This is a genomic window from Corynebacterium sp. NML180780 (assembly GCF_007786415.1).
In the GTDB taxonomy this organism is placed as follows: Bacteria; Actinomycetota; Actinomycetes; order Mycobacteriales; family Mycobacteriaceae; genus Corynebacterium; species Corynebacterium gottingense.
Genome location: NZ_VNKN01000009.1, coordinates 116,072 through 133,735, shown reverse-complemented (window position 1 = coordinate 133,735; position 17,664 = coordinate 116,072). Strand labels below are relative to the sequence as shown.

General features: G+C 65.6%; 18 protein-coding genes. 14 read left to right on the top strand and 4 right to left on the bottom strand.

The genetic code is table 11. The features are described 5' to 3' along the window. Nucleotides 1-324 precede the first annotated feature (324 nt). From kdpF to FPP74_RS07955, 9 genes are read left to right on the top strand one after another with little or no spacing between them, the layout of a single operon-like run. Nucleotides 325-423 (top strand): K(+)-transporting ATPase subunit F, encoded by a 99-nt coding sequence (kdpF, locus tag FPP74_RS07995; RefSeq protein WP_095275207.1) that lies wholly within the window; start codon nt 325-327, stop codon nt 421-423. Continuing rightward, nucleotides 420-2,135, top strand: a complete 1,716-nt coding sequence (kdpA, locus tag FPP74_RS07990; RefSeq protein ID WP_095535927.1) for a potassium-transporting ATPase subunit KdpA — start codon at nt 420-422, stop codon at nt 2,133-2,135. The genes kdpF and kdpA overlap by 4 nt, the downstream gene beginning before the upstream one ends. Then, nucleotides 2,132-4,186, top strand: coding sequence for a potassium-transporting ATPase subunit KdpB (gene kdpB / locus FPP74_RS07985; RefSeq protein ID WP_095535928.1), 2,055 nt, complete (start codon nt 2,132-2,134; stop codon nt 4,184-4,186). Before kdpA ends, kdpB begins: the two co-directional genes overlap by 4 nt. Before the next feature lie 13 nt (nt 4,187-4,199). Beyond that, nucleotides 4,200-4,751 carry a potassium-transporting ATPase subunit C gene (locus FPP74_RS07980; RefSeq protein ID WP_095535929.1) on the top strand — a complete coding sequence of 184 codons (552 nt, stop codon included), beginning with the start codon at nt 4,200-4,202 and terminating at the stop codon, nt 4,749-4,751. Between the two features lie 12 nt (nt 4,752-4,763). Next, complete coding sequence (locus FPP74_RS07975) at nt 4,764-7,388, top strand: ATP-binding protein (protein WP_095535930.1); 2,625 nt, start codon at nt 4,764-4,766, stop codon at nt 7,386-7,388. Further along, nucleotides 7,378-8,097, top strand: a complete 720-nt coding sequence (locus FPP74_RS07970; protein WP_095535931.1) for a response regulator — start codon at nt 7,378-7,380, stop codon at nt 8,095-8,097. Before FPP74_RS07975 ends, FPP74_RS07970 begins: the two co-directional genes overlap by 11 nt. Nucleotides 8,098-8,139: 42 nt before the next feature. Then, complete coding sequence (locus FPP74_RS07965) at nt 8,140-8,295, top strand: DUF4177 domain-containing protein (RefSeq protein WP_095066741.1); 156 nt, start codon at nt 8,140-8,142, stop codon at nt 8,293-8,295. A gap of 3 nt (nt 8,296-8,298) precedes the next feature. Further along, nucleotides 8,299-8,781, top strand: a complete 483-nt coding sequence (locus tag FPP74_RS07960) for a RidA family protein (protein WP_144717859.1) — start codon at nt 8,299-8,301, stop codon at nt 8,779-8,781. Nucleotides 8,782-8,832: 51 nt separating this feature from the next. After that, the gene (locus tag FPP74_RS07955) at nt 8,833-9,645 is read left to right on the top strand and encodes an MBL fold metallo-hydrolase (protein ID WP_144717857.1); all 813 of its coding nucleotides are present in this window, start codon (nt 8,833-8,835) and stop codon (nt 9,643-9,645) included. 69 nt (nt 9,646-9,714) lie between these two features. Here FPP74_RS07955 and glxR read toward each other — a convergent pair whose 3' ends face one another. Next, on the bottom strand, nt 9,715-10,398 hold the full coding sequence (gene glxR, locus FPP74_RS07950) for a CRP-like cAMP-activated global transcriptional regulator GlxR (RefSeq protein WP_095535934.1): 684 nt from the start codon (nt 10,396-10,398) through the stop codon (nt 9,715-9,717). 319 nt (nt 10,399-10,717) lie between these two features. Here glxR and nth point away from each other — a divergent pair, with 319 nt between their 5' ends. Genes nth through FPP74_RS07930 form a run of 4 tightly spaced genes read left to right on the top strand, consistent with a single transcriptional unit; the run spans nt 10,718 to nt 14,122 of the window. Next, nucleotides 10,718-11,551 (top strand): endonuclease III, encoded by an 834-nt coding sequence (nth, locus tag FPP74_RS07945; RefSeq protein WP_144717855.1) that lies wholly within the window; start codon nt 10,718-10,720, stop codon nt 11,549-11,551. Further along, the gene (locus FPP74_RS07940) at nt 11,548-12,138 is read left to right on the top strand and encodes a TlpA disulfide reductase family protein (RefSeq protein ID WP_144717853.1); all 591 of its coding nucleotides are present in this window, start codon (nt 11,548-11,550) and stop codon (nt 12,136-12,138) included. The genes nth and FPP74_RS07940 overlap by 4 nt, the downstream gene beginning before the upstream one ends. Continuing rightward, nucleotides 12,135-12,875 carry a CoA pyrophosphatase gene (locus FPP74_RS07935; protein ID WP_144717851.1) on the top strand — a complete coding sequence of 247 codons (741 nt, stop codon included), beginning with the start codon at nt 12,135-12,137 and terminating at the stop codon, nt 12,873-12,875. Before FPP74_RS07940 ends, FPP74_RS07935 begins: the two co-directional genes overlap by 4 nt. A gap of 56 nt (nt 12,876-12,931) precedes the next feature. Further along, complete coding sequence (locus FPP74_RS07930; protein ID WP_144717849.1) at nt 12,932-14,122, top strand: MarP family serine protease; 1,191 nt, start codon at nt 12,932-12,934, stop codon at nt 14,120-14,122. A 13-nt stretch (nt 14,123-14,135) separates the two neighbouring features. Here FPP74_RS07930 and FPP74_RS07925 read toward each other — a convergent pair whose 3' ends face one another. After that, nucleotides 14,136-14,918 carry an alpha/beta hydrolase gene (locus FPP74_RS07925; protein ID WP_144717847.1) on the bottom strand — a complete coding sequence of 261 codons (783 nt, stop codon included), beginning with the start codon at nt 14,916-14,918 and terminating at the stop codon, nt 14,136-14,138. 30 nt (nt 14,919-14,948) lie between these two features. Next, complete coding sequence (locus FPP74_RS07920; protein WP_095275193.1) at nt 14,949-15,491, bottom strand: phage holin family protein; 543 nt, start codon at nt 15,489-15,491, stop codon at nt 14,949-14,951. A gap of 251 nt (nt 15,492-15,742) precedes the next feature. On the opposite strand from FPP74_RS07920, the gene FPP74_RS07915 reads away from it, so the two are divergent. After that, complete coding sequence (locus FPP74_RS07915; protein ID WP_222428214.1) at nt 15,743-16,765, top strand: dienelactone hydrolase family protein; 1,023 nt, start codon at nt 15,743-15,745, stop codon at nt 16,763-16,765. A 24-nt stretch (nt 16,766-16,789) separates the two neighbouring features. Here FPP74_RS07915 and FPP74_RS07910 read toward each other — a convergent pair whose 3' ends face one another. Further along, on the bottom strand, nt 16,790-17,596 hold the full coding sequence (locus FPP74_RS07910) for an HAD family phosphatase (RefSeq protein WP_233125657.1): 807 nt from the start codon (nt 17,594-17,596) through the stop codon (nt 16,790-16,792). Between the last annotated feature and the right edge of the window lie 68 nt (nt 17,597-17,664).

Below are 17,664 nucleotides of genomic sequence, written 5' to 3'. Positions count from 1 at the left end.
CCCCGCTCAACTTTCTGAGCGGGGCCGCACTCTTTTCACGGCTTCTCCCGACGGGTGGAAGTGGGCGCGTAAAGAAAACGTAAAAGTTTGGCAGGTGGGGTGTAAATATCGCGCAAAGAACATGCGGAAGCGACGCTGACTAGCCATAACGTGAGTTGTGGCAGGTGCAATCGCACCGGCGCCTGATTCGCAGCACGTATCGGGCAATCGCTTCAACACATGTTCACATGGAGGACTCTTCCTGATGCTGGACCTTTTCGTCATTGTGGTCGTGTTCCTTACGCTCGGCTGCCCCTCCCTGGTTAATGAGATCAGGAGAGGAAAATGATGAGTACCGTAACCGCGACAGTCGGGCTCATCGTTGTCGCACTCCTCGTGGTCTACCTTGTCATTTCGCTCATTGATCCGGAGCGATTCGCATGATGCACGCAATAGCGGCGGTACTGCCGCAATTCCTCGTCCTTATAGCGCTGCTGGTGCTCGCGTACGTTCCCCTGGGCAGTTGGATGGCGCGCAGCTACACATCCGAGCGGGATTGGGCGGTAGAGCGCGGTATTTACGCAATCCTGCGCGTCGACCCCAGCCGGGGGCACAGCAGTAAAAACTATGCGCGTGCACTCCTCGGATTCAGCCTCGCTTCCGTGCTCGCGCTCTACTTAGTCCAGCGGTTGCAAACGGTGCTGCCGAGTTTCGGCAACGCTCGCGACACGGCGGTCGAGCCGTGGATGGCCTTCAACACCGCGGCGTCGTTTGTGTCAAACACGAACTGGCAGTCCTACTCCGGCGAAGACACGCTGACCAACGCAACGCAGATGCTTGGCCTGACGGTACAGAACTTCGCCTCCGCAGCCGTTGGCATGTCTGTGGCTGCCGCGCTCATCCGCGGCATTGGCCACCTCGGGTATAGCCGCGACACGGTGGCTGAGCAGTCCGGCCAGCAGCTGATCGGAAACTTCTGGGTGGATTTAACGCGCAGCCTTGTCCGCATCCTGCTGCCGCTATCACTGGTCATTTCCACTGTGCTCATCCTGGGCGGCACGATGCAAACCTTCGGGTCCAATCTGGTGAGCGCGTCCGGCGTCGATATTTCGCGTGCGCCGGTGGCAAGCCAGGAAGCAATCAAGCTTCTCGGCACTAACGGCGGCGGTATCTTTGGTGCGAACTCTGCGCACCCGTTTGAAAACCCCACGGGCTTTACCAACATGGTGGAGATCTTCGCACTGCTCGTGATCTCCTTCAGCTTCATCCGCGCCTACGGTGTCATGCTCAAATCCCACAAGCACGCCTATACCCTCCTTGGGGTGGCCGGTGGTCTGTGGGCAGTGATGGTCATGCTGGTGGCGTGGGCGCAGCACACCGTGGTGGGAGGTGCCGCCACTGCGGCCGGAAGCAACATGGAGGGCATTGAGCAGCGCCTCGGCATCGATGCGTCCGCGCTCTTTGCGGTCTCGACGACAGGGACGTCCACGGGTGCAGTCGACTCGATGCATGACAGTTACTCGCCGCTCGGCGGCGGCCTGCTCATCCTCAACATGCTGTTGGGAGAAATCGCGCCGGGTGGCGTCGGTACCGGTCTATACGGCCTGGTGATTGTCGCTGTGCTCGCAGTGTTCATCGGCGGGCTACTGGTCGGTCGCACTCCAGAGTTCATGGGCAACAAGATTGGCCGCCAGGAGATTTCCGCGGTGAGCTTGTACATCCTGACGATGCCGGTACTGGTGCTGGTCGGCGTCGGTGCGTCGGTTGCGCAGCGTGCGCTGGTTGAAGCGTCCGCGACGAACTTTGGCGCGCCGGGCACGCCTGACAACGCCCACGCGCTCTCTGAAGTGCTGTACGCCTTCACCTCGGCGGCAAACAACAACGGCTCCGCCTTCGCAGGGCTGACGGTGACCGAACCGTGGTGGCAGATCTCGCTTGGCGTGGTCATGCTGCTTGGCCGGTTCTTGCCCATCGTGTTCGCGCTGTCGCTGGCCGGCAGCCTTGCGGGGCAGCGTGCCCAAGCAACCACCGCGGGGAGCTTGCCCACGGCTGGCATCACCTTCGCCTTGCTCACGGTTGGCGTCATCGTGCTGGTCGCAGCACTGACGTTCTTCCCCGTTCTTACCCTGGGTCCCATTTCGGAGGCACTCTCATGACTACCCAAACTTTGACACCCCAAAAGAAGCAGCGCAACGACAACAGCAGTCTCGTGGGCCCGGCGCTGCAGGCGCTGCCCCGGAAGATGTCGCCGCTGGAGCAGTCCCGGAACCCTGTGATGTTCGTCGTCTGGGTCGGCGCTGCGCTGACCACGATGTGGTCCATCGCTGCGCCGAGTGTCTACGGCTGGGTGATCACGATTTGGCTGTGGTTTACCATCGCGTTCGCGGCGTTTGCGGAAGCCTACGCTGAGGGGCGCGGCAAGGCCCAGGCTGACAGTTTGCGCTCGGTGCGTGACGACGCCACCGCGAACCTCGTGACCGACAACGGCATCGAAGTCGTCCCGGCGTCGGAGCTAACAAGAGGCGCGATTGTCCGGGTTGAAGCGGGGGAGACCATCCCCGGCGACGGTGATGTGATCGAGGGCGCGGCCACTGTCGATGAATCTGCGATCACTGGTGAGTCTGCCCCGGTTGTGCGCGAGGCGGGCGGCGATCGCTGTGCAGTGACGGGCGGCACCGTCGTGTTGTCCGACTCCATCGTTGTCACGATCACCTCCGAGCCCGGCTCGACCTTCGTGGATACCATGATCGCGCTGGTGGAGGGGGCTGAGCGCAGGAAAACACCCAACGAGATCGCGTTGAGCATCCTGTTGTCTACGCTGACGATCCTTTTCCTCATCGCCGTCACCGCCCTTGCCCCAATGGGTGTTTTTACTGGCGCTGAACTGTCCCCACTCTCACTGATCGCGCTGCTGGTGTGCCTGATCCCCACGACGATTGCGGCACTGCTTTCTGCGGTGGGCATCGCAGGGATGAACCGCCTGGTTCGCCACAACGTGCTCGCCACCTCGGGCCGCGCGGTGGAAGCCGCCGGTGACGTGGCGACCCTGCTGCTAGATAAGACGGGCACCATCACCTACGGAAACCGTCAGGCAACGGACCTGATCGTGGCGCAAGGCGTCGATGAACTCGAGGCAGCGAACGTCGCGCGCGTGGCTTCGGTCGCAGATGAAACGCCCGAGGGGCGCTCGATTGTCGCATGGCTGATCGAGCACTACGACCTGTCCTCCGGGGCAGGCGAGGAAGAACGCACCGCCGAGGTCATCCCGTTCAGTGCTTCGACTCGCATGTCCGGCCTGGACCTTGCCGGGCGCAAACTGCGCAAGGGCGCAGGAGACGCGGTGCGCCGCTGGGTCACCGAGGCCGGTGGCCAGTGGCCGCAAGAGATTGAGGCGGCAATCACCCAGATCGCGCAGGAAGGCGGGACCCCGCTGCCTGTTGCCGTGGAAGAGGCGGACGAGACTCGGCGGGTGCTGGCAGTGGTGCGCTTGAGCGACGTCGTGAAGCCGGGCATGGCGGAGCGCTTCGCGGAACTGCGCGCAATGGGCATTAAAACGGTGATGGTCACCGGCGATAACCCGCTCACGGCTGCCGCGATCGCACAAGAGGCCGGCGTGGACGACTACATTGCCGAGGCTACCCCAGAGGATAAACTCGCCCGCATTCGGGAAGAGCAGGCACAAGGGCGCATGGTCGCGATGACCGGCGATGGCACGAACGACGCACCGGCGCTCGCGCAGGCCGATGTCGGCGTGGCGATGAATACTGGCACCTCCGCGGCCAAGGAGGCCGCGAACATGGTCGATCTGGATTCGGACCCGACAAAGCTCATCGACGTCGTGCGTATCGGCAAGCAGCTGCTTATCACCCGCGGCGCGCTGACCACCTTCTCTCTGGCCAACGACCTGGCGAAGTACTTCGCCATTCTGCCTGCGTTGTTCTCCGCGCAGCTGCCGCACCTCGAACAGCTCAACGTGATGCACCTGCATTCACCGCAGTCGGCCATCGTTTCTGCAGTGGTGTTTAACGCGCTGATTATCGTCGCGCTGATCCCGCTCGCCTTGAAGGGTGTGTCGTACACCCCCGCTTCAGCGTCCTCGTTACTTCGCCGCAACCTCGGAATCTGGGGGCTGGGCGGCGTGCTCACACCATTCATCGGGATCTGGCTCATTGACCAGGTCGTCGCACTCCTCCCGGGATTGCAGTAGGAAAGGAATAGTCATGCGTATCTATATGCGTAACCTCATCGCCGGTTTTGTGGCAGTACTGCTGTGTACCTTCGCCCTCGGTTTGGCGTACCCGGCGGCGGTGTGGGGAATTTCCCGCATCAAGGTGGATTCGGCGGAGGGGAGCCTGCTCTACCAGGGTGAATGTCTGGCGGGCTCAGCCAAAATTCAAGATGGCGTGAGCGAAGGCCCGTACTTCTTCCCTCGCGCCGAGGGCATGAGCAACTACGGTGCGAGTAGTGCGGTGCTGCAGGAGGAGATAGGCAAGCGTCGGCAAGCAATTGCTCAGCGGGAAGGGGTCGCGGAGGGCGAGGTACCGAGCGACGCGGTGACCGGCTCTGGTTCCGGCGTCGACCCTGGGATCAGCCCCGCGTACGCCGCACTCCAAGCACCTCGAGTCGCGCGGGAGCAGGGTATGAGTGTCGCGGAGATCGAGGAGCTGATTGCCACCCACACTGACCTCGCTAGCCTGGGGATTCTTGGCCAGGACGCTGTCAATGTGACCACGCTGAACATGGCGTTGCCCACGCCACCGCCCTGCGCATAAGAGAATTGACTTATGTCCACGCACTCCACACCCCAGACTCCTAAGCGGGGTCGGCTCAAAATCTATCTTGGCGCTGCGCCCGGCTCGGGCAAGACCTGCGCAATGCTGAGTGAGGCGCACACACTGCTGCGGGGTGGCACTGATGTAGTCGTCGGCATTGTTGAAGATCACGGCCGTGCCTACACGAAGTCGCTGTGCGAGGGCCTCGAGGTCATTCCGCGGCGGCACGTTGGCGCGATCGCCGCCGGTGAGTTGGATACCGAGGCAGTGCTTAGGAGGCGACCGAGCATCGTGCTTATCGACGAGTTCGCGCACTCCAATCCTCGCGGCGAAACGCACGCGAAGCGCTGGGAGGATGTAGAGGAGATCTTGGATGCGGGAATCGACGTGATTTCCACCTTGAACATCCAGCACGTAGAAAGCCTCAACGACGTCATCACGCAGATCACAGGCATCGCGCCGCAGGAAACGGTGCCCGATGAGGTGGTTCGTGCCGCCGACGAGATCGAGCTGATTGACGTCTCCCCGCAACTGTTGCGCACGCGCTTGAGCGACGGCCAGGTCTACCACGAGGCGCGCATCGCACCGGCGCTAAATAACTACTTTCGCGTCGGTAACCTCACCGCGCTCCGCGAGCTCGCCCTGCTTTGGCTGGCAGATCAGGTCGACGAAGCCCTGGCGGCCTACCGTGCCGAGCAGGAGATCACGGAGACGTGGGAGGCGCGGGAGCGGGTTGTCGTGGCTGTGCAGAATGTTGCGCACGCCGAGCTGCTCATCCGGCGCGGGCGTCGCATTGCCACGAAGTCTTCCGCGGAGCTACACGTGGTGCACGTGGTCTTTGGGGACTCTTTCGCATCCGGTACCTCGTCCGTAGCGGGGTCGGCGCAGCAACTGGCAAAGCTGCAAACGCTGGCCCAGGACGTCGGCGCGCGATTGCACCAGGTCACCGGCGACTCGGTGCCAGAAGCCTTGCTGAATTTTGCACGGAGTGTCAATGCAACGCAGCTGGTGCTGGGGGTCTCCTCCAGGGGACGGTTTGAGCTGCACGGCCCCAGCTCTGTGGTGGATGCGGTGGTGCGCCAGTCCGGCAAGATTGACTGCCACATTGTGAACCTGCCTCCCAAACGAACGCGCAGGGTCACTCAGCTCTTTCGCCCACTGCGCTCGGTTCCGCGCCGCGCGGTGTCGTTGGTGGTGGCGGCTCTTGCCTTCGTCGCGTTGACCGCGCTTCTTGTCGCGGCAGATGGCCAGGCGTTGGGCACCGGCACCTGCGCCGCGTTCTATTTTGCACTCATCCTCCTGGTCAGCCTCGCTGCAGACTTGCTCTCCGCAGTGCTGGTGGCGGTGGCGTCGGGACTGGCGGTGAACTGGTACTTCACCCCTCCCATACATACTTTTGACATTGCTGATCCGGCGAACGCGGTGATCGCCGCTGTCATGGTTGCCACCGCGTTGGCCGTGGGGATCTTGGTTCGGAGGACCAAGGGGGAGCGCCACAATGCGCTCGTAGCTGCCCGCGACGCGGAGCTCCTCACCGTCTTCTCCCGCGCAGTGCTCAACCGCAACGCCGACGTGGCACCAATCGACGCGGTGATGCGGAAAGTCGGCGAAGCGTTTGGATGCCACCGCGCCGAACTTGTTGACGCCTCAGGCGACAGCCTCGCTGTGTGGTACTCCTCGTCTGCGGCACGGGGATCTCAGAGCACTGGCAGCGGGGAGCGAAAACACACTCGTCTCCCTATTCCGCGTTCGGCCCCGGGTAAAAACATCGAGACGGTCGTTTACAGTGAGGACCAGACTGTCGAGCTGGCTCTGGAAGGCCCGGCGTTGTCGGCGCGCGACCGGACCCTAGTCGCAGTCGTCGCTGGGTATCTCGCGGGTGTGGTGCGCGAGGAACAGCTGAGCCAGGAGGCGGCGCGCGTGAACGCGGTGGCGGCGGCAGATGAGCTGCGCCGCGCGCTGTTGTCGAGCGTGAGCCACGATCTACGCACCCCACTGGCTACGGCGAAGCTCGCGGTCTCTTCGCTGCGTAACTCGGAGGTGGAATTCAGCCCGGAGGATAGGGAGGAGCTGTTGGCGGAAACCGCTGCGAGTATTGACCAGCTCACGCTTCTGGTGACGAACCTGTTGGACCACTCGCGTCTGAGTGCCGGTGCGGTGACGGCTCGTCGTGAAGCGGTGGAGCTCTACGAGGTGGCGCACCGCGCGATTGCTTCTTGCGCGTTTGGACATTCGCGCGCGCAGACGCAGCGCTTTGTGCTCGATGAAAGCTTGCGGGGCATGACCTGCTGCGCCGATGCCGCCCTGCTCGAGCGGGTGCTGGCGAACCTGTTCGATAACGCGCTGCGCTACGCGCCAACGGGGGAGATTCTCCTGAGCGCGGCAGTTGTGGACGATCGAGTAGAGCTGACTTTGTCGGACGAGGGGCCGGGGATTCCGCCCGAGAAACAAAAGGACATGTTCGTGGCGTTCCAGCGTCTCGGCGATACCAACAACGACAGTGGCGTAGGTCTTGGTTTGTCAGTAGTTCGCGGGTTTGTCGAGGCAATGCGCGGTACGATCACCGTCGAAGCCACCCCGGGGGCAACGTTTACCCTAAGTTTCCCGCGGCGGGAAGGAGAAAGCGATGACGAATAGGAAAGTGCGTATTGCGATCGTGGACGATGACCCGCGTCTGCTCAACGCGCTGCGGATCAACTTTAAAGCGCGCGGCTACGAGGTCTTTGTCGCGGGCACTGGCGCAAAGGGGCTGCAGGTCGTCTCGCGCAACGAGCCCGACGTGGTCATCTTGGATATGGGCTTGCCCGACATGGACGGCTCCGTGGTGCTGGACGGGATCCGCGGCTGGTCCGCGGTACCCGTGGTGATCCTGACGGCCCGCGCTGATCCCTTCTTAAGCGCCGCGGCGCTGGACCAAGGTGCCGATGATTACGTGACCAAGCCCTTTTCCATGGAAGAGTTGCTTGCCCGTGTCCGCGTCGCGTTGCGGCACGGTGCGCCGCAGCAGTCCCCGGTGCACCAGAACACCGGGGTCATTCGCGCGGGGGATCTGCGCATTGATATTCCGCAGCACAGCGTGACCAAAGCCGGTGAGGTCCTCCACCTGACCCCGACGGAGTGGGGTGTGCTCACCACGCTGCTCCGCGCGCACGGCGGACTCGTGCGCAAGGAGGATTTGCTAGAGGAGATCTGGGGTCCGGGTTTTGAAGGGCAGGGTCACTACCTGCGTGTGTATGCCTCCCAGCTGCGGCGCAAGCTGGAAGATGACCCGACGAACCCGCAGTTTCTCCTCACTGAGCCGGGGCTGGGGTACCGCTTCGTCGTGCCTGAGCCGACACGAGAATAGAAGCCCCGCTGTCGCGTGGCGCGGCACGGTAGGGTGGTCGCCATGAAGAAATGGGAATACGCCACTGTGCCGCTACTTACTCACGCCACGAAGCAGATCCTGGATACCTGGGGCGAGGACGGGTGGGAGCTCGTCTCCGTCACCCCGGGCCCCAACCCGGATAACGTTGTCGCGTATCTCAAGCGAGAGGTGGAGTAAGCCATGGCGGGATCGTGGACCGCAGCACTCGACGAGCTCGGCATTGAGCTCCCGCAGGTCGCCGCGCCCGTCGCGGCGTACGTCCCCGCGAACCGCGTCGGCAACCAGGTTTGGACGTCGGGGCAGTTGCCGCTTATCGACGGCACACTGCCGGCCACCGGCAAAGTCGGCGCAGAGGTCAACGCGGAGGATGCCTACACGTACGCCCGCCAGGCCGCGCTGAACGCGCTCGCCGCCGTGGACGCGCTCGTGGGCCTGGACAATGTCACCCGCATCTCCAAGGTCGTCGGCTTCGTCGCCTCGGACCCGTCCTTCACCAGCCAGCCGGCCGTGATCAACGGCGCCTCCGACCTGATGAAGGAGGTCTTCGGCGAGGCTGGTGAGCACGCCCGTTCCGCGGTCGGCGTTGCTGTCCTGCCGCTGGACGCACCCGTCGAAGTTGAGCTCGTGGTTGAGGTTGCAGAAGGGGCGGAGGGGCGTCGATAAGCGCATGCCCCGTGCTGCGCTGATGGTGCAGGACGCGGTAGGGTTGGAGGCATGAAGCACCCCGCTTACAGTCAGTTGCGCCCTGTGACGACCTCCGCCGCTGTCGTATTGGCGCCCAACCCGAGCTATGCGGCGCTGGAAGGCACGAACTCGTGGGTCATCCGCGACCCGGAAGATGAGTACAGCATCGTCGTAGACCCGGGCCCGGCGGATGAAGGCCACCTCAACGTGCTGCAGGCTAAGGCAGGCAAGGTCGCCCTCATCCTCATCACCCACCGCCACCACGACCATGCGGATGGTGCCGAGCGGTTCCGCCAGCTCACCGGCGCGCCGATTCGTTCGTTTGACCCGCAGTACTGCCACAACGCGGAGGCGCTGCAGGATGGAGAGATCATTTCCATCGACGGCGTGACGCCGAAGCTGCAGGTCGCGCACACCCCCGGCCACACCCGGGACTCCGTCTGCTTCTTCGTCTACACCCACGAGGTGGAGGACGATCAGCTGGAGGGCATCATCACCGGCGATACCATTGCGGGGCGCCACACCACCATGATCTCCGAGACTGATGGTGATGTGGGCGAGTACCTGGACAGCCTGGAGATGCTGGAGGCTCGCGGCGAAAACATCATGCTGCTGCCGGGCCACGGCCCCGAGGGCGGGGACCTGTCCAAGTACGCGCGTAAGTACATTGACCGCCGCAACCAGCGCCTCGAGCAGATCCAGCAGGCGCTCAAGGAGCACGGCGAGGACGCAGACATCAACACCCTCGTCGACGCGATTTATGACGATGTCGATCCGGTCCTCCGCGGCGCCGCCGAGCAGTCCACCCGCGTGGGCCTGCGCTACCTGCGCAACCAGAAGTAACGCCCCGTACAACTGTGACTGCCCCGGCAAGGTGCCGGGGCAGTGTTCGTTTTTCGGGGTGCTCGCGGGCTAGCGGGCGCGGCGAGCCAGGTGCTCGGTGTCCACGATGAGGACGGACTTGCCCTCCAGCTTGATCCAGCCGCGGTGCATAAACGTAGCGAGCGCCTTGTTCACGGTCTCGCGGGAGGCGCCGACCAGCTGGGCGATCTCTTCCTGCGTGAGGTCGTGGTTGACGCGCAGCGCGCCGCCCTCCTGGGTACCGAAGCGGTTGGCCAGCTGCAGCAGCGTCTTGGCCACGCGGCCGGGCACGTCGGTGAAGATGAGGTCTGCCAGCGACGCGTTGGTGCGGCGCAGGCGGCGGGCCAGCACGCGCAGCAGCTGCTGGGAGATTTCCGGGTGGTCCGTGATCCACTGCTTGAGCATCTGTGAGTCCATCGTCGCCGCGGTCACCTCGGTGACGCAGACGGCGGAGGAGGTGCGCGGGCCCGGGTCAAAGATGGACAACTCACCGAACATGTCGGACGGGCCCATCACGGAGAGCAGGTTCTCGCGTCCGTCGGGGGCGTGGCGAGCCAGCTTTACCTTGCCGTCTACGATGATGTAGAGCCGGTCGCCCGGTTCGCCCTCATCAAAAATGGTGGTACCGCGGGAGAACGTCAGCGTCTCCATCTCTTTGATCAGAGCGGCCACCGCGTCGGCGTCGACGCCCTGGAAAATGCCGGCCTTGGCCAGCGTGTCCTGAATGCCTTCCATTGAACCTCCTCGGAACGGCGGTGACTGTTATCCTCTGCGTGGTTTTGGTCACCTAAGTGTCGCTTTTACGGCGTGGTCACAATGGCAGATGCTACCAGTTCATGTTGTGATGGGTACCATATCCCGGAAAAGTTTCCCTACCGGCAATTTTAGGTTCAGCAAACGTTCAGTTAGTAACAATAGTGCGTGTTAATGGGCCTCAACTGATGCTGCTTCGAGGCGTTCCATGCCCAGGGTGAACAGGCCGAGGAAGAGGGGCAGGATCGCAACTAAAATTACCGTCATAGGGGTCATGGTACGTGTGCGATAGCATTGCAGCATGTCCAACGCCTTGCTTCCCCCTGCGCCGGACGCCGGGAAACCGCCGGCCGGCAAGCTTACGCCGCCGCGGCGCCGCGCACCGGGATCCCACCCGGCGGCGAAGGGGAAGGAGACGGAGCTGGGCCGTACCCGCCGCGCCCGGCGGATCAACCGCACCCTGGCGGCGGCGTTCCCGGACGCCCACGCGGAGCTGGACTTTTCCAACCCGCTCGAGCTGCTCGTTGCCACGGTGCTCTCGGCGCAGACGACCGACGTCCGCGTCAACCAGGTCACCCCGGCCCTGTTTGCCACCTACCGTACGGCGCAGGATTACGCGGCGGCAAACCAGGCGGAGGTAGAGGCGCTGATCCGCCCCACCGGGTTCTACCGCGCCAAGGCCGCCAACCTGATCGGGCTGGGCCAGAAGCTGGTCACGGACTTCGGCGGCGAGGTCCCGGTCGCGCTCGAGGACCTGGTCACGCTCCCTGGAGTGGGGCGCAAGACCGCGCACGTGGTGCGGGGCAACGTCTTTGGTAAGCCGGGGCTCACCGTGGATACGCACTTCCAGCGGCTCGTCGCGCGCCTAGCGCTGAGTGTGCAGCGCGACCCTGTGAAGATCGAGCGGGAGATTGCCCAGATCATCCCCGCGAGCGAGTGGACGATGTTCTCGCACCGGCTCATCTTCCACGGCCGGCGCGTCTGCCACGCGAAGAAGCCGGCGTGCGGCGCGTGCCCCATCGCGTTCGATTGCCCCGACTTCGGCGCGGGGCCAACCGACCCGGAGGAGGCGGCGGCTCTGGTCACCGGGGAAGAGCGCGAGCACATCCTGGGCATGCTGGGTGATGCGCAGTGAGGTCGGGCAAGACCGCGGTCGTGGCCAGCGTGGTGGGCGCGCTGGTGGTCACCTGCTTCGTCGTCGCCGGCGCCGTAGCGCTGCTGCGCGGCGGCGGATCGGGTGATGAGGTGCGTGGGGAGGGGGAGACAGGGGCGTCGATAAGCGAGGAAGCGCCCGTGGCCCAGCGGCCCGACTGCGTGGCCGGTGGGGTCGGTGGCGTGGAGCTGCCGTGCCTGGGCGGCGCCGATGTGCCCGGAGAGCGCGCGGGTGTGACGGTAGTCAACGTGTGGGCCTGGTGGTGCGAGCCGTGCCGCACTGAGCTGCCCGTGCTCGAGCGCTACGCCGCAGACCATCCGGACGTGGAGGTCGTGGGCGTGCACGCGGACCGCCAGGCGGCGGCTGGGGCCGATCTGCTCAACGAGCTCGGCGTGGAACTGTCCAGCTACCAGGACTCCGACAATAGTTTCGCGGGGCAGCTGGGTCTGCCCGGCGTCGTGCCCATCACGGTGGTGTTCCGCGACGGCGAGCAGGTGGGCACGCTCGCGCAGGCCTTCGAGTCCGAAGAGGCACTGGCCAGCGCCATCGACGGGGTGCTCCGGCGATGAGCGAGCGCAAGGAAGGGCAGCTTCTCGACGTCCCACTGCAGCCCCACAAGGCGCCCCGCTGGCTCGCGCCGCTGATCGACCGGATTCAACGCGGCACCTACCGCGAGGCGGCGCGGCCCCTCCTGCACGGGCGCACCGTGCCGGAGGACGCGGCGGACGAGGCCGCGGTGCTGATCCTGTTTACCGGGAACGCGGCGTCGGCGACCATCCCGGACGACGCGCACGTGCTTATCACCCACCGCACGCCGCGGATGCGGAGCCACTCGGGGCAGATGGCGTTTCCCGGCGGGCATATCGACGCCGGGGACCGCGGGCCCGTCGACGCGGCGCTGCGCGAGGCCTGGGAGGAGACCGGCCTCGAGCGTTCGCGCGTGACGCCGCTGGCCACGCTGCGCACCGTGACCACGGGCGGCAGCGGACTCCGGGTGCGGCCGGTGATTGCGTACGCGGAGCAGCCGGGCGAGACCTACGTGGCCAGCCCGTTTGAAACGGACGACGTCTTCTTCATCGCCGTGCGCGACCTGGTGGACCCCGCGAACAGGCTGCAGGTGGGGCTGGCCAATTTTGCCGGACCAGCCTTCCGCGCCGGGTGCTACGTTGTGTGGGGCTTTACGGCTATTCTGCTCTCAATACTTTTGGAGCAAGCCGCGTGGGCCCGCGACTGGGACCGCACTTTGCGCGATTTGGACGAGGTACTCGCCAACTCCGCCAACGGGGAGCCGCGGTACACGCGGTAACCCCGCGGACCGGCCCCGATGATGCCCCACAACACGAACCAGGAGACAGCAAAACAGTGACCGGATCAGCCATCGTGGACCTCGTCGCGGCGATTCTGGTGGTGGGCAGCTTCGCGGCGGGGTGGCGACGGGGCGTGCTGGCGTCTGTGTTCATCGCGGTGGGCAGCGTGGCCGGCCTGATTGTGGGGCTGCTTGCTGCCGCGTACACGCTCGACTTGTTCTCCGGCCGCGGGCTGCGCGTCATCATTTTCCTGGCGGTCGTGGTGTTCTTCGTCGGGCTGGGGAACTTGGCGGGCTCCGCAATTGGCGACGCCCTGCGCGGCGCCCAGCGGTGGCGCCCGATGCGCGCGCTGGATTCCGTCGCGGGCGCGCTACTGCAGGCGCTGGCCATGTCCCTGGCGCTGTGGCTGGTGTCTATCCCGCTGGTCAGCGCGCTCCCGGAGCAGCAGAGCGCCGCGCTGCGGGACTCGCGGGTGCTGCGCGGGATTGACGCCGCAACACCGGACGCATGGGCGCAGCTGCCCGCCAAGGCGGCCGCATTGCTGCACGACACGGGCCTGCCGCCGCTGGTATCGCCGTTGAGCGCCGATGCGAAGCGTGAGGTGGACGCGCCGGACGAGTCGGTGGTGACCGGCGACCTGGTCGACCGCGTTCGCCCGAGCGTCGTCCACGTCGTGGGCGACTCGGAGACCTGCCACCACCGCCTGATGGGCAGCGGCTTCGTCATCGCGGACGGCTACGTGCTGACCAACGCCCACGTGGTGGCGGGCACCCAGCTGGTCAACCTGGACACCGTGCTGGGCGTGAAGCACGCGGACGTCGTGCTCTACGACCCGGAGGTGGACATCGCCGTCCTTCACGCCCCCGAGCTGGGCCTGCCGGAGCTGACGTGGGCGCCGCGCGAGCTAAAGTCCGGCGATGACGCCGTGGTGATGGGCTTCCCCGAATCCGGCCCCTTTGAGGCAGACGCGGTACGCGTGCGGACCCAGTTGGAGCTCAGCGGCCCGGACATTTACGCCACTGGCCGGGTGGAGCGCGGCGCGTACACGATCCGCGGCGACATCCGCCAGGGCAACTCCGGCGGGCCCATGTTCACCCCGGAGGGGCAGGTCGCGGGCATGATTTTCGGCACGGACGTGGACGTCGCGGACACCGGCTACGCCCTGACCGGCACGCAGCTCCGCGAGGTGATTGGCGACGTCGAGCGCCTCACCGACCCGGTGGATACGCAAACCTGCGCGGTCTAAAGCACCAGGAGTGCTATGACGCCAAGTGCTTCTCGACGCCCCGCACAAACGCCCCCGGATCCCCCGCGTAGGGCAGGGCGTGGAGGACGTGGTTGGCGCTGTCTGCTGGCGCGTGCCGCCGCAGGCGATGCGTGGCGAGGATGTGGGGCAGCGCGTTATCGATGCGCAGCGCCGCAAGCCGGGTCGCGAGCGTTTCCGCTGGGTGTTCGGGGTGTTCGGGGTGTTTGGCGGCGCTGTCGGCCGCTGCTCGCGCGAGGGTGGCGTGAAACGCGCTGCGCCACGCGCGGTCCAGCGCGCCGGGCAGGCGTGTGGCGGTGGCGGCCGCGACGGGGACGGGGAGGCGGCTGAGCCAAGCGGGGAGATGCGGCTCGTTGGGGAGCGTGAGCATGCTGCGGACGAGCTGGGGCTGGGCCTGCTCGAGGGCGCGGGCGATCACGGCGCCGGTATCGGCGGCGACGAGGGCGGCGTTCGCGTGTCCTAGGGTGTGGATCACCCCGCCGAGGTCGCCGCGCAGGATGCGCAGCAGGTTGCCGCCGCGGTGGGCGGGCTTGTCAGACATGCCGAAGCCCCGCTGGTCCAGTGCGGCAACGTGGTAGCCGCGGCTGGCCAGCGGGGCGAGGGCGTAGCGGAAGTCGAACCAGCCGCCGTACGCGCCGTGGATGAGCAGGACCAGGGGGTCGGCGGGGTCGCCGGCCACGGCGGCGTGCAGGCGCACGCCGCGGGTGTGCAGCATGCGGTGCGCAAACTCCCCCGGCAGGTCAACGACCGAGGGTGACGTCGGGGTCAGGCGGGGCATGCCCGGAGCGGCCCTGGAGGCGAAAAGCGACTACTTGGTCACTGCCGTGGAGCCGGTGGTGTGCGCGGCGGAGGAGTACAGGCCGCTGGAATCCTTGGACAGGTTCTGCTGGGCCTGGCCCGGGCGCAGGTGCTTCAGCTCGCCGACGGACTCGATGGTCTTCTCCGGCGCCTTGATCTTCTTCACCTTCTGCAGGCCCATGAAGGCCAGGATGCCGGCGAGGGCGATCATGATGAGGAAGACGATGAGGAATGCCCAGCCGCGGTGCATCCAGGACGCGAGCATCTCCGCCAGGGCGAAGAAGGCGAAGAAGCTGGAGTACAGTGCGATGACGCCGGCCACGGCGAAGAGGCCGCCGCCCATGGCGCCCTTCTTGACCTCGCCGATGACCTCGGTCTTGGCCAGCTCGATCTCGCCGCGGACCAGGGTGGAAATCTGCTCCGTCGCGTTGGAGACCAGCGTGCCAATGGAATCCTTACCCGGCTGGGTGGTGTCGGCGTCGCGCAGCGGGATGGAGTCCACCTTGGCAGACACTGCCGTGGAACCGCTGGTGTACAGACCGTCTTTGCTCACTGTTTTTCAAACCTTCCTGCGAGTCGCCTACAAGGCGTGTGGCTACTGCTGCTCTCGCGCGTATACGTACACGTGTGATGCATTGTCCTCCACGACTTTAGCTATAGTCCAGCCTTCGTGCCTGTATTGGGGCCGGAAGGTCGGCGAAACCGCTGCCGCGCAAGTTAGGATGTAAGCCTAAAACATCCTGCAAATGGTCCAAAATGCGCAGATTCTTTCACGGGTGTGAGCGCTGCGTGGGAAGGAATGCGGTGAAGGTCCTTAAGATCCTTGGCAAGGCGCTGGTCGCGCTCCTGGTTGTGCTTGTGCTCCTCGCGGCGGTGATTGTTGGGTTGCGCGCTTACAACCAGCACACCTACCCGTTCGGGAGCGTGGGGTCGTCTTCTGTTGCGGGGGAGGGGGATGGTGGGGCGTCGTTAAGCGTTGCCCCGATCCGTGGGGACCAGATCGAAGGGTTCCACATCACGCCCGAGCGGAAGACGCACCCGGGCGTGGTGGTCGTGTACGGCGGCTCCGAGGGCGGGGCGGACCGCTCTCGTGCCGAGTGGCTCGCCGGCGAGGGTTACGAGGTGCTCAGTATGTACTTCTTCGGGCAGGAGGGGCAGCAGCAGGGGCTCGCGGAGGTGCCGCTGGAGCAGTTTGATGAGGTCAGCACGCTTATCGACGCCACCGTGGACGGCGACGGGCCGGTGACGGTGGTGGGGACGTCGAAGGGCGCGGAGTTTGTGGAGCTGCTGGCGGCAAAGGGCTTCCGGGTGGACAACGTGGTCGCGTTCGTGCCCGCGAGCTATTCCTACCCGGGGCTGGTGTTCCGGCAGGCGGGGGAGTTGCCGTCGTTTACCTACAAGGGTGAGGCGGTGCCGTTCGCGTCCTTCCGCGCAGGGTCCATGGCGGCCGGGGCGAAGCAGATGTGGGACATGGTGACCGGCTACCCGGTGTCGTACCGCGCGACCTACGAGTCGGCGGCGGAAGCGGCGCCGGAGGAGGCGCGCATTGACCTTACGCACTTCGGCGGGAACGTCCTGCTCTTCGCCGGCGAGGACGACCAGATGTGGCAGTCCGCGGACGCGGCGCGCGAGCTCGAGGCGCAGGGCGAGCGGGTGGAGACCCACGTGTACCCGGACGCCGGGCACGTCTTCTTTGCGCACGCGGAGGAGCTGCCGGACGGCTGGCAGATCATGCTCGGGGGTACTCCGGAGGGTAACCGCGCCGCGTACGAGGACTCGCGGGCCGTGTTGCTGGAGCGCCTCGACCAGTGGCACGGGAGGCAGTAGCTACTCGAGCTCCTCGGGCGGGGGCTAGGCGGAGCGGCCGTCGCGCATGATCGCGCGGGTGACCAGCGTACCGACGACCGCGAGCGCCGTGATCCCGGCGATGACGCCCGCGCCGATGCCCACCTCGCGCGCGTTGGGCATCTGGATGAGCGGCTCCGGGTTCTTGAACGTGCGGATCTCCCAGCCAGACGACATGGCGTGCTTGCGCAGGGCGCGGTCCGGGTTGACGGCCACGGGGTTGCCCACGGCCGCGAGCATCGGGATGTCCGTGGCGGAATCGGAGTAGGCGTAGCAGCGCGCGAGTTCGTAGCCGTGCTCGCGGGCGAATGTTTCCACGGCCGCCGCCTTGGCCTCGCCCTTGAGGTACTGGGTGATTGTGCCGGTGAGCTTGCCGTCTTCCACCTCCACCTCGGTGGCCACGACGGTGTCCACGCCGAGCTCGGCGGCGATCGGTTCGACGAGGATGTCCGCGGACGCGGAGATGATGATGACGTCGTGGCCCGCCGCGCGGTGCTGCTCGATCAGCTCGCGCGCCTCGCGGTAGATCGCGGGTGTGACCACGTTGTGCATCGTTTCGGTGGTGATGCGCCGCACTTCGTCCACATCCCAGCCCTTGACCAGCTGTGCGAGTTGGTCGCGCGAGGCGTCCATCTGCTCGCTGGAGTGGCCGACGAGCATGTAGGAGGCCTTGGACAGGTAGAGGTCGAGCGCCTCCTGGCGGGTGATCAGGCCGTTGTTGAGGAACTCTTTGCCAAAGGCGTAGGCAGACGAGGTCGCGATGATCGTCTTGTCCAGGTCGAAGAATGCCGCCACCGGCGCGCGAGTTGCCATGTGCCTCATTCTAACGAGCCAACCTCAGCGCCCGGCGTGTAAATGCTGAGGCGCGTGTGAGTGATGGG

Coding starts and splice junctions, on each gene's coding strand:
- FPP74_RS07975 (WP_095535930.1), top strand. CDS start 4,764: ATGTCCACGCACTCCACACCCCAGACTCCTAAGCGGGGTCGGCTCAAA.
- FPP74_RS07960 (WP_144717859.1), top strand. CDS start 8,299: ATGGCGGGATCGTGGACCGCAGCACTCGACGAGCTCGGCATTGAGCTC.
- FPP74_RS07910 (WP_233125657.1), bottom strand. CDS start 17,596: ATGGCAACTCGCGCGCCGGTGGCGGCATTCTTCGACCTGGACAAGACG.
- FPP74_RS07965 (WP_095066741.1), top strand. CDS start 8,140: ATGAAGAAATGGGAATACGCCACTGTGCCGCTACTTACTCACGCCACG.
- FPP74_RS07935 (WP_144717851.1), top strand. CDS start 12,135: ATGAGCGAGCGCAAGGAAGGGCAGCTTCTCGACGTCCCACTGCAGCCC.
- glxR (WP_095535934.1), bottom strand. CDS start 10,398: ATGGAAGGCATTCAGGACACGCTGGCCAAGGCCGGCATTTTCCAGGGC.
- FPP74_RS07980 (WP_095535929.1), top strand. CDS start 4,200: ATGCGTATCTATATGCGTAACCTCATCGCCGGTTTTGTGGCAGTACTG.
- FPP74_RS07970 (WP_095535931.1), top strand. CDS start 7,378: ATGACGAATAGGAAAGTGCGTATTGCGATCGTGGACGATGACCCGCGT.
- FPP74_RS07925 (WP_144717847.1), bottom strand. CDS start 14,918: ATGCCCCGCCTGACCCCGACGTCACCCTCGGTCGTTGACCTGCCGGGG.
- nth (WP_144717855.1), top strand. CDS start 10,718: ATGTCCAACGCCTTGCTTCCCCCTGCGCCGGACGCCGGGAAACCGCCG.
- kdpF (WP_095275207.1), top strand. CDS start 325: ATGATGAGTACCGTAACCGCGACAGTCGGGCTCATCGTTGTCGCACTC.
- kdpA (WP_095535927.1), top strand. CDS start 420: ATGATGCACGCAATAGCGGCGGTACTGCCGCAATTCCTCGTCCTTATA.
- FPP74_RS07955 (WP_144717857.1), top strand. CDS start 8,833: ATGAAGCACCCCGCTTACAGTCAGTTGCGCCCTGTGACGACCTCCGCC.
- kdpB (WP_095535928.1), top strand. CDS start 2,132: ATGACTACCCAAACTTTGACACCCCAAAAGAAGCAGCGCAACGACAAC.